Source organism: Shewanella sp. DNRA4 (genome assembly GCF_012843185.1).
GTDB lineage: Bacteria > Pseudomonadota > Gammaproteobacteria > Enterobacterales > Shewanellaceae > Shewanella > Shewanella xiamenensis.
Genome location: NZ_JABAIP010000007.1, coordinates 178,397 through 189,529, shown reverse-complemented (window position 1 = coordinate 189,529; position 11,133 = coordinate 178,397). Strand labels below are relative to the sequence as shown.

Genomic DNA, 11,133 nt, shown 5'->3' with positions numbered 1-11,133 from the left:
TCCCATTTATTTCAGTAAGATTAGCCAGCTTAAAAGCTTGCGACTAACCCTAATAGAAGAGAAATGACTATGTTTGGAAAAGGCGGTATGGGCAATCTGATGAAACAAGCCCAGATGATGCAAGAAAAAATGGCAAAAATGCAGGAAGAAATTGCCCGCATGGAAATGGTCGGTGAGTCAGGTGCTGGTCTGGTTAAAGTAACCATGACAGGCGCACACACAGTGCGTAAAGTCGAAATCGACCCAAGCTTGATGGAAGACGACAAAGAAATGCTGGAAGATTTGATCGCGGCAGCCTGTAACGATGCAGCACGTCGCATCGAAGAGAATCAAAAAGCTAAAATGGCCGAAGTGACTGGCGGTATGCAATTACCACCAGGCATGAAAATGCCATTTTAATTGAGATAGACAATGAAATTTAGTCCACTGCTAGACGAGTTAATTCAGTCCCTACGTTGTTTACCAGGGGTTGGGCCTAAATCGGCGCAACGTATGGCGTTTCAATTACTTGAGCGAGACAGGAAAGCGGGGCTTAAATTAGCCGCAGCCCTGTCGAGTGCCATGAGTGATATCGGTCATTGTCAGTCTTGCCGAACCTACACTGAAGAAACGTTATGTCCGATTTGTGCTAGTCATAAGCGCGGCTCGTCTTCGACAATTTGTGTGGTCGAAACGCCAGCCGATGTGTTAGCCATTGAAGCAGGTGGACATTTTTCGGGTCGCTATTTTGTTTTGCTGGGCCATTTATCCCCCCTCGATGGTGTGGGGCCTGAAGAGTTAGGCTTGGCGCTATTAGAGCGTCACTTAGCCTCTGGCGATGTTGCTGAGCTGATTTTAGCGACCAATCCAACGGTTGAAGGTGAGGCTACAGCCCACTTTATCGCCGATATGGCAAGGCGCCACAAGGTGCTGATCAGCCGCATTGCCCACGGCGTGCCCGTGGGTGGCGAACTGGAATATGTCGACAGCACCACCTTAGCGCTGTCCTTCAATGGGCGTATCCCGCTGTAGCCTGTGATGGCCTAAAGAGTAAACCCGCTGGCCCAGTGCTCGCGGGTTTTTATTTTATGGCTGTATTTGTTTAGCGAACACGCCCTCGCGTGTCTAGGTCTAACATTCCTTTCTTCATTCTGACATAGGGATAGCGTAATTTCGGTTTGATACAGCCTTATTTTTCGCCATTTGATCTGTGATTTTATCTCCCCCCTTGAAAAGTGGATTTGCAGCCCCATTTTATAAAGCACTGAGCGTTTGCTTTAACCAAATTACGTAACAAATAAGGAAAATTTCATGTCACAACAAGAAACTCATGGTTTTCAAACTGAAGTCAAACAGCTGTTGCATTTGATGATCCATTCTTTGTATTCCAACAAAGAAATTTTCTTGCGTGAACTGGTCTCTAACGCTGCGGATGCGGCCGATAAGCTGCGTTACCTTGCGTTGACCAACGACGCGTTATATGAAGGAGACGGTGAGCTACGTGTGCGTATCAGCGCAGACAAAGAAAAAGGCACAGTGACCATCGAAGACAACGGCGTGGGTATGACCCGCGATGGCGTGATTGAGCATTTAGGCACGATCGCCAAATCGGGCACCGCTGAATTCTTTAAAAACCTCTCTGGCGAAGCCTCAAAGGATTCGCAGCTAATCGGTCAATTCGGTGTGGGCTTTTATTCCGCCTTTATCGTAGCGAAAAAAGTCACCGTTCGTACCCGCGCGGCAGGTCATAAGGCCGATGAAGCCGTATTGTGGGAATCCGAAGGTGAGGGTAGCTTCACCGTTGAAACTATCACCAAGGCGAGCCGTGGTACTGAGATCACCCTGCACCTGCGTGATGAAGAGAAAGAGTTTGCCGATGAGTGGCGCCTACGCTCCATCATCACTAAATACTCAGACCATATTTCAATCCCAGTAGAAATGTGGCAGGAAGGCACCCCTGAGCGCGATGGCCCAGACGGTGAAAAAATTCCTGCAACCGAAGGCTATTGGAAGGTCATGAACAAGGCGACTGCGCTGTGGATGCGTAATAAGTCTGAGATCACTGACGAAGAATACCAAGAATTTTATAAGCATATTTCCCACGACTACACAGACGCTCTGCTGTGGAGTCATAACCGCGTTGAAGGTAAACAGGAATACACTAACCTGTTGTATATCCCTTCAAAAGCGCCGTGGGATCTGTGGAACCGCGACCGTAAGCACGGCCTGAAACTCTTTGTTCAGCGCGTGTTTATTATGGATGACGCTGAGCAGTTTATGCCATCTTACCTGCGCTTTGTGCAGGGTTTGATTGACTCAAACGATCTGCCGCTGAACGTGTCTCGCGAGATTTTGCAGGACAACCACATCACCAAAGCGATGCGCACCGGTATCACTAAGCGTGTGCTGGGTATGTTGGAAAAACTGGCAAAAGACGATGCGGAAAAATACCAAAAATTCTGGGCCGAATTTGGTCAAGTGTTGAAGGAAGGTCCAGCGGAAGACTTTGCAAACCGTGAGCGTATTGCAGGCTTACTGCGTTTTGCGTCTACCCATACTGGCAGCGCGGCACCAACTGTGTCACTCGATGACTACATCAGTCGCATGAAGGAAGGCCAAACCAAGATTTACTATATCGTTGCCGACAGCCACGAAGCCGCGGCCAACAGCCCACACTTAGAACTGCTGCGTAAGAAAGGCATCGAAGTGTTGCTGATGTCAGAACGTATCGATGAGTGGTTAATCAACCACTTAACGGAGTACAAAGAAAAACAATTGCACTCAGTCACCCGTGGCGAGCTGGAATTAGGTGAGCTGGAAGATGCGGCCGAGAAGGAAGCGCAGGAGAAACTCGCTGAAGAGTCTGCACCACTGATTGAACGCATCAAAGCGGCATTAGGCGCTAGCGTGGCCGATGTAAAAGTCACTTCACGCTTAACCGATACCCCAGCCTGTGTGGTCACGGGTGAAGGTGAAATGTCGACGCAAATGATCAAACTGATGCAGGCTGCCGGCCAGCCAGTGCCAGAGGTCAAGCCGACGTTTGAGATCAACCCTGCGCATCCATTAGTGTCGCGCCTTAATGATCTTCAGGATGAAGCCGCCTTTGCCGATTGGTCGAATCTGTTATTGCAACAGGCGCAATTGTCGGAGAAGGGCAGCCTAGCAGACCCATCGGCCTTTATTAAGCTGATGAACCAAATGTTATTGGCAAGTCTGAAGTAACACATTCGGGGCACTTGGGTTAAGACACAAGTGCCCCGATTCACTTTTAGGCACCAAGAGTCGCATTACCCTAGGGCATTTCCCCGTAGAGGTGCCAGTTTGGGAGTAAGGAAAACCATGGACAATATCCTCGATCTAACGAAAGACAATATTCAGCAAGTGGTTGATGCTTCAATGCAGCAACTGGTGGTGATGGTGTTTTGGGCCCAGCCACAGCCGCAGAGTGTTGCCATGGTGCAAACACTCGAGCAACTTGCCACCCAGCATGCTGGCCGTTTTGTGCTGGCGAAAGTGAACTGTGAAACTGAGCTGGAAATCGCGAACTATTTCCGCATTCAAGCACTGCCGACCACTTTAGTGCTCGATAAGGGCCAACCAATCGATGGCTTTGCGGGCATGCAGGAGGCGGCGCAGGTGAGCGCTATGCTGGAGAAACACTTGCCACCCTTATGGCAATTGCAGCTTGAGCAAGCCAAAGCCCTGTTAGCCTTAAGCCAAGTATCGGCGGAGGATTTAACCACTGCGGCCGTGTTGCTGAAAGACGCCTATAGCGCCTCAAATCATGCTGCTGAGGTGAGTTTGGTGCTCGCCGATGTGTATTTGATGCAGGGTGAACTGACTCAAGCGCAGACTTTACTCGAACAGATTGGCCTTGCCGATCAAGACAGTTATTACCAGAGCTTAAAGGCGAAATTAACCCTTGCCTTGGATGCGGCAGACACACCTGAAATTCGTGATTTACAGCAGAAGTTCGAGCATAATCCGCAGGATTTAGTGTTATTACTCGAACTTTGTAAAGCCTTGCATTCAGCTCACCGCGATGAAGAAGCACTTGCGCATTTATACGGTGTGTTATCTAAAGACTTGAATGCCGAAAATGGCAAAGTAAAACAAGTCTTTATGGAGATTTTAACAGCCCTTGGTCAAGGTAATAGTCTTGCTAACCAGTACCGTCGCAAGCTGTATACCTTGCTCTACTAAGGATAAAATTTGCCACAAAACTGCGATTTATTTGCGGTTTCTGAGGCTAAAGTCGAAGCTAAAAGCCTTCTCAATGGCGGTCAGATGTGCGAAGATCGCCGCCCTAAGAAGAATATCAATGCGAAAAAGAGGACTCTTGAGATGCGCATTATCCTATTGGGCGCCCCAGGTGCCGGTAAAGGTACCCAGGCCCAGTTCATTATGGAACAGTATGGTATCCCACAAATTTCTACTGGCGATATGTTACGTGCTGCTGTTAAAGCCGGTACTCCGCTGGGTTTAGAAGCGAAGAAAGTGATGGATGCAGGCCAACTGGTTTCTGATGATCTGATCATTGGACTGGTTAAAGAGCGTATCGCACAGGACGACTGTGCTAAAGGTTTCCTGTTAGACGGTTTTCCACGCACTATCCCGCAAGCGGATGCGATGGCGGCAAACGGTATCAGCATTGATCACGTGATTGAAATCGATGTGCCAGACGAAGAAATCGTTAAGCGTATGAGCGGCCGTCGCGTTCACCCAGGTTCTGGCCGTGTTTACCACGTGGTATTCAATCCGCCTAAAGTGGAAGGCAAAGACGATGTGACTGGCGAAGACTTAGCGATTCGTCCAGATGACGAAGAAGCCACAGTGCGTAAGCGTTTAGGCATTTACCACGAACAAACTAAGCCATTGGTTGAATACTATGGCAAAGTGGCTGCGGCGGGTCACACTCAATACCATAAATTTGATGGTACTCAGTCGGTTGCGGCTGTGAGTGAACAGTTAGCCAGCGTGCTGAAATAAGCATCATTCGCTAAATTCGAGAACAAGTTCTCATATTAAGAAAAAGCCTGCTATTGCAGGCTTTTTTTATTGGCAACTGAATGTTAGCCTGCCGAGGTATTAGGCTGATAAAAGGTAACACATTGACTTCTCCCTCTCCTGCGTTTGGCGTGTTATTGGTCAATCTCGGCACGCCCGATGAACCCACTCCCAAAGCGGTTAAGCGATTCCTCAAACAGTTTTTAAGTGATCCTCGGGTCGTCGATTTGTCCCCTTGGCTGTGGCAGCCGATTTTGCAGGGGATAATCCTTAATACCCGACCCGCCAAGGTGGCCAAATTATATCAGAGTGTGTGGACAGAGCAGGGCTCGCCGCTGATGGTGATAAGTGAGCAGCAGGCACAAAAGTTAGCCACGGATCTGAGTGCGACCTTTAATCAAACTATTCCCGTTGAACTCGGCATGAGCTATGGCAATCCTTCGATTGATAGCGGCTTTGCCAAACTCAAAGCCCAAGGCGCCGAGCGTATCGTCGTACTGCCGCTGTATCCGCAATATTCCTGCTCAACTGTCGCTAGTGTGTTCGATGCGGTGGCGCAGTATTTTGCTAAAGTGCGCGATATTCCTGAGCTGCGCTTTAGCAAACAGTATTTTGATCATGAAGCCTATATCGCGGCGCTGGCACATTCAGTGAAACGCCATTGGAAAACCCATGGCCAGGCCGACAAGTTGATTTTATCCTTCCACGGTATTCCGCTGCGGTATGCCACTGAAGGCGATCCCTATCCTGAGCAGTGTCGCACTACGGCCAAGTTACTGGCACAGGCTCTGGGATTAACCGATGGACAATGGCAGGTGTGTTTCCAATCCCGCTTCGGCAAAGAAGAGTGGTTAACCCCTTATGCTGATGAACTGCTGGCCGATTTACCCCGCCAAGGCGTGAAAAGCGTCGATGTCATTTGCCCAGCCTTTGCCACTGATTGCCTCGAAACCTTAGAGGAAATTTCGATTGGTGGTAAAGAGACTTTCCTGCATGCGGGTGGTGAGGCCTATCATTTTATTCCCTGTTTAAATGATGATGAGCTCCATATCGAGCTGCTCAGGCAATTGGTACAAGAACAAGCTCAACCTTGGATACGCGCAGAGTGACGGTAAATTTCTCCCGTTGAAACCTAAACACGGCCTAGTTTCATGCTGATTTTATGATAGAATCTGCGCCCTTTGTGGCTCGGGAGTGGATTTTTTATCTCTCTAGCCTAGACTCATTATTTTTAGGACACAATGAGCCAACGCTCGTTGTAATGCCCATTAGCATGGATGCCAGGAAAAGAGAGCCACTATGAAGTTTCCCGGTCAGCGCAAATCGAAACATTATTTTCCGGTCAAAACCCGTGACCCATTGCTTGAGCAATTAACGCAGCAACCTCAACCTTTTGCGACTTATATCAGCGGTATCGATCAAACCTTAGTGGATATCGAAGCCAAGGTAGAGGATGAGTTGCTCGGGCGTTATGGTTTACCCAAGGGTAATTCGACGCTTATCAATGATGAGCAAGCGCACGCCCTGTATACCGAGCTGAAACAAAACGGTTTGATCAGCGATGAGTTTGCGGGCGGCACTATTGGTAACACAGTGCACAATTATTCTATTTTGGCCGATGACCGCTCAGTGTTGTTTGGGGTGATGAGCCAAAATATCGAAGTCGGCAGTTACGCCTACCGTTATCTTTGCAACACCTCCTCTAAAGTAGACCTTAACTTCCTGCAACCCGTCGATGGCCCCATAGGTCGTTGTTTTACGCTGATTTCTGATTGCGGTGAGCGTACCTTTGCGATCAGTAAAGGGGCGATGGATAAGTTAACCCCAGAATACATTGATAAAGACGTAGTACAGGGCAGCTCTGCCTTGGTATTAACCGCCTATTTAATGCGTGCCAGCGGCGGTGACAGGATCACCGATGCGGCCATGTGCGCGATTGAATATGCCAAAGCAGCCGAAGTCCCTGTGGTATTGACCTTAGGCACACGCTTTTTGATTGAAGAAGATCCGGTTTGGTGGCAAAACTTTATCCAAGAGCATGTGACCATTTTGGCGATGAACGAAGATGAAGGTGAGGCCTTAACTGGGTTTCGCGATCCGCTGCTTGCCAGCGAAAGAGCCCTCGAGTGGTGCGATATGGTGTTAACCACCGCTGGCCCAATCGGACTTTATACCGCAGGTTATACCGATGATGCCGAAAAGCGCGAGACCACTCATACGCTGCTGCCAGGTGCTATCCCTGAATTTAACCGTTATGAGTTCTCACGTCCTAAGCTCAAGAGTGACTGTGAAAATCCGATTAAAGTCTATGCCCATATTTCCCCTTACATGGGTGGACCGGAGAAAATAGGCAATACCAATGGTGCGGGTGATGGCGCGTTGTCGGCGTTATTGCACGACTTGGCGGCCAATACCTTCCATAAGACCAACGTGCCAGGCTCAAGTAAGCATAAGCGTGATGGCTTATGTTATTCATCCTTCTCACAAATTTGTAAGTACGCTAACCGCGTGGCCTATGAGGTATTAGCGCAGCACAGTCCGCGTTTGTCCCGTGGGTTACCCGAGCGTGAAGACAGCTTAGAAGAATCCTACTGGGAAAGATAAACCAGAATAGGTTTCAGTTAATAAGGGCAATAGCGGCAAACCGTTATTGCCCTTGTTGTTTTTAGGCGCAAATAAATGATAACGTTAGGCGGTTTACTGCTCCCAATAACAGCGAATATTTAAGGTGGAATTTTCGGTGAAAGCGCAGATCTTAAGAGAAATGAAGGTACTCAAGGCGATTGAGCCTGAGTTTGAAGTGCAGCGCCGCGTGGCGTTTATTAAAACCAAGCTCAAAGAGGCCCGCAGTAAGGCGTTGGTATTAGGGATCAGCGGTGGCGTGGATTCATCGACGGCGGGGCGTTTATGCCAGTTGGCCGTTGATAGCCTCAATAGTGAACATCCCGAGGGCGGTTATCAGTTTATTGCGGTGCGTTTACCCTATCAAATCCAAAAAGATGAGCATGAAGCTCAGCAAGCGTGCCAATTTATTCAGCCATCCAAATTAGTCACAGTAAATGTGCATCAAGGTGTTGATGGCGTGCATCAAGCCACCTTAAGTGCGTTTGTTGAGGCGGGACTGAGTATGCCGGATGAGGCGAAAGTGGATTTTGTGAAGGGCAATGTTAAAGCGCGGATGCGCATGATTGCCCAGTATGAGTTAGCGGGATTAGTCGGCGGCTTAGTGGTGGGGACTGATCATAGCGCCGAAAACATTACCGGTTTTTATACCAAATGGGGCGATGGTGCCTGCGATCTCGCGCCTTTATTTGGCCTCAATAAACGCCAAGTGCGCCAATTAGCGGCCTATCTCGGTGCTCCTGAGTCATTAGTTTACAAAGCGCCAACGGCGGATTTAGAGGACAACAAACCGCTACTCGAAGATGAAGTCGCGCTCGGGCTGACCTATGAGCAAATTGATGATTTCCTCGAAGGGAAGGTCGTTGATAAGGCTGTGGAAGAGAAGCTTATCAATATCTATAAGGCCACCCAACATAAGCGCCAGCCCATTCCAACCATCTACGACTGATTTTTATCACTAACCTTGGCATAGGCAATGCTATCTAAGTTTTCTTTTAAAGCACTCGGCTTATCTGGGTGCTTTTTTATGAAATTTTATCAAGCAGATACGTTTCGTAGATGCGAGCGTGTAAGTGCAATCAGGGCATTAGAGTATTGGCGGTAATCTAAGTAGGGCGTAAGCAGCACTGATATCGAGTGGGAAGATTGAGTCTGCATTATTGTCGTGATGTCTTGCAGTTTACCTTGGGAGGCTTGCATCAATTGCAGTACTGTTTGCTGGTTGGCGCTTTGCTGAGGGCCTGTGGCGATATAACTCTCGATAGCAATTCCTAATGCCGTCGCGGCAGCTTGCCCACACACAATGTGAATGCTGGCATGGGGCGATAGGGCACTTGCACCTATCAAGAGCATTTGGTGTTTTTTGAGTAATAAGTTGTCGCGATAGTGGCGCCAATCCTCACTTGGGGCGCAAATTTTGGCCATAATGGTGAAGATCTTACGCCAGTGGTTACCGTTTAAGGCGATGAGTTCTGCTATCGCGTTATCCTGCTCCCAATGCCAATATTCAGGCATGAGTGGGGGATTCGGGAGATAAAACGCATAGGACGCTGTGGCTGGACCAATATGCATAATAAGTAAAATTTGCGAATATCGAATAAAAGTAGAGCGGATATTAACCTAAATAGGGTAAACCGCCGAAACTAAAATGCCATCAAAACAAATCTTAAATATGAATATTGAGGTTTATTTTTATCTAACCGTATAATCTGCATGCGTATTTTATCGGAACCATGGGGCAGTAATGAAAGCCATTATCATAGGCTCAACTAAACATTTATTTTTCGCTGCCTTTTATGGCTGTTTAGGGATTGCTGTTGCCTTATTAGTGACTGGAATCTATTTTCTCAATGCTAAACCCGATCTGTCCCTCTGGCACACGACTGAGTTAAAACACGAATTCCACTACAACACTAAACTTGATAACTTTCGTGATTACATTACCTTAGAAGATAAGCTCTTTGCCGAGGTTGATAACAAAGTACTCAAAAAAGTGTCGGCGGCAGATGCATCGCCCGTCAATCGTTATGTTAAAAACAGCCTTGCCGATCCCGCGAGATGGCCACAAAACTGGAATCGCAGTTTTGAATGGCCTAAAGCCAATGCGCCTTTTGGCGTATTGTTGCTCCATGGTATGTCAGATTCACCCTATGCCATGTCGAACGTGGCAGCACATTTTAAAGGCAAAGCCCATGTACTGGGATTAAGACTCCCAGGCCATGGCACCATTCCTAGTGGTTTGACGAGCCTGTACTGGCAAGACTTAGCCGCCGCAGTTAATTTAGTAACGGCGCACATGAAACAAGAGCTTAAAGGTAAGCCGTTATTTGTTATTGGCTTTTCAACGGGCGCCGCAGTGGCACTTAACCATGAACTTGAACTGATTAATCAAGATAAAGCGCCCGATTATGCAGGGATGATTTTTATGTCGCCAGCTATTGGGCTTGCTCCAATTGCGGCCGCGGCTCGCTGGCAAAGTTGGATAGGTCGCCTGCTCGACTTAGATAAGTTGCAATGGAATAGTATTCAGATGGAATACGATCCCTTCAAGTACATGTCTTTTGCCGTCAATGCCGGGGATGTCGTCTACCAATTGGCGTTACGTAACCAGAGTTTGTTAAGCGGATTAACGCCTTTGCAGCGTGAACAAATCCCATCGATTTTAAGCTTTCAATCTGTTGCCGATGCAACGGTATCTAGCGCAGCTGTTGTGAGTTTGTTGTATCAAACACTACCGCAAAAGGGCCATGAATTAGTGCTATTTGATATGAATCGTACCGTTATCAACAGTAAGTTAATGACTAATGATCCACTACCCGCCTTGTTACCTATATCCACAGACAACATTCATTACCGTGGCACGCTGATTGAAAATATCAATAGCGAAACGACTCAGGTTCAAGCTCGTGAATTTGGATTGAGGCCACAGGATGAGTCGTTACCTCAGATTGAACACCTCCCGCTTTATTGGCCGGCGGGCGTGTATTCACTCTCCCATGTTGCGTTACCTTTTGCTGAAAATGATGGTCTATATGGCATGTCAAGCAATGAGAAGCTAACCCGCATACAAATAGGCGCTGCCGCTTCCCGTGGTGAGCGAGGCGTTTATAGTGTGCCTGCTTCAGAAATGTTACGTCAAAAATGGAACCCCTTTTTCCCCTATATGATGGACCGAATTGAACAATATCGAAGTGCACATATGCCGAATGAGGCACACTGAAAAGTATAATAGTTTGAAAATGTAGTCATTCAGGCCAGAAACTAAGCAGTTGATCAAACAGACTTCACTAAGCACTTGCGTTGATTGAATCCAATTGCTAAAGTCTGCGTCACTTAAGGTGAACCCCACTCGATAGCATCTTAAGTAATAAGTACTTAAGCTGATGTCATACAGTTCTATTAAGTACAATATTTCGGTATGTAGCGCAGCCCGGTAGCGCACTGTCATGGGGTGTCAGGGGTCGGAGGTTCGAATCCTCTCATACCGACCAAATTCATAAACAATAAAGCCTGCAATCTTAA

Annotated in this window: 10 protein-coding genes and 1 tRNA gene; 10 read left to right on the top strand and 1 reads right to left on the bottom strand. The window is 47.7% G+C overall.

Translation table 11 applies throughout. The annotated features are described in order from the left end of the window. Positions 1-69: 69 nt before the first annotated feature. The 8 genes from HG547_RS09615 (at position 70) to nadE (ending at position 8,560) form a co-directional block, all read left to right on the top strand. Complete coding sequence (locus tag HG547_RS09615) at positions 70-399, top strand: YbaB/EbfC family nucleoid-associated protein (protein WP_007648738.1); 330 nt, start codon at positions 70-72, stop codon at positions 397-399. 12 nt (positions 400-411) lie between these two features. Further along, positions 412-1,011 carry a recombination mediator RecR gene (recR, locus tag HG547_RS09610; RefSeq protein ID WP_169547721.1) on the top strand — a complete coding sequence of 200 codons (600 nt, stop codon included), beginning with the start codon at positions 412-414 and terminating at the stop codon, positions 1,009-1,011. A gap of 279 nt (positions 1,012-1,290) precedes the next feature. Then, positions 1,291-3,204, top strand: a complete 1,914-nt coding sequence (gene htpG, locus HG547_RS09605) for a molecular chaperone HtpG (protein ID WP_037425271.1) — start codon at positions 1,291-1,293, stop codon at positions 3,202-3,204. A 117-nt stretch (positions 3,205-3,321) separates the two neighbouring features. Beyond that, complete coding sequence (locus HG547_RS09600; protein WP_169547720.1) at positions 3,322-4,185, top strand: tetratricopeptide repeat protein; 864 nt, start codon at positions 3,322-3,324, stop codon at positions 4,183-4,185. Positions 4,186-4,326: 141 nt separating this feature from the next. Then, positions 4,327-4,971, top strand: coding sequence for an adenylate kinase (adk, locus tag HG547_RS09595; RefSeq protein WP_037417813.1), 645 nt, complete (start codon positions 4,327-4,329; stop codon positions 4,969-4,971). Positions 4,972-5,051: 80 nt separating this feature from the next. Beyond that, the gene (hemH, locus tag HG547_RS09590) at positions 5,052-6,098 is read left to right on the top strand and encodes a ferrochelatase (RefSeq protein WP_169547719.1); all 1,047 of its coding nucleotides are present in this window, start codon (positions 5,052-5,054) and stop codon (positions 6,096-6,098) included. 190 nt (positions 6,099-6,288) lie between these two features. Continuing rightward, complete coding sequence (locus HG547_RS09585) at positions 6,289-7,593, top strand: inosine/guanosine kinase (protein ID WP_088585710.1); 1,305 nt, start codon at positions 6,289-6,291, stop codon at positions 7,591-7,593. Positions 7,594-7,729: 136 nt separating this feature from the next. Continuing rightward, entirely contained in the window at positions 7,730-8,560 is an 831-nt protein-coding gene (gene nadE / locus HG547_RS09580) for an ammonia-dependent NAD(+) synthetase (RefSeq protein WP_037425381.1), read from the top strand. A gap of 89 nt (positions 8,561-8,649) precedes the next feature. Here nadE and HG547_RS09575 read toward each other — a convergent pair whose 3' ends face one another. Further along, positions 8,650-9,183, bottom strand: a complete 534-nt coding sequence (locus HG547_RS09575; RefSeq protein WP_169547718.1) for a hypothetical protein — start codon at positions 9,181-9,183, stop codon at positions 8,650-8,652. A 172-nt stretch (positions 9,184-9,355) separates the two neighbouring features. Between HG547_RS09575 and HG547_RS09570 the strand changes: the two genes are divergently transcribed. After that, entirely contained in the window at positions 9,356-10,831 is a 1,476-nt protein-coding gene (locus tag HG547_RS09570; RefSeq protein WP_169547717.1) for an alpha/beta fold hydrolase, read from the top strand. Between the two features lie 194 nt (positions 10,832-11,025). Next, positions 11,026-11,102, top strand: a tRNA-Pro gene (locus HG547_RS09565). Positions 11,103-11,133: the final 31 nt, after the last annotated feature.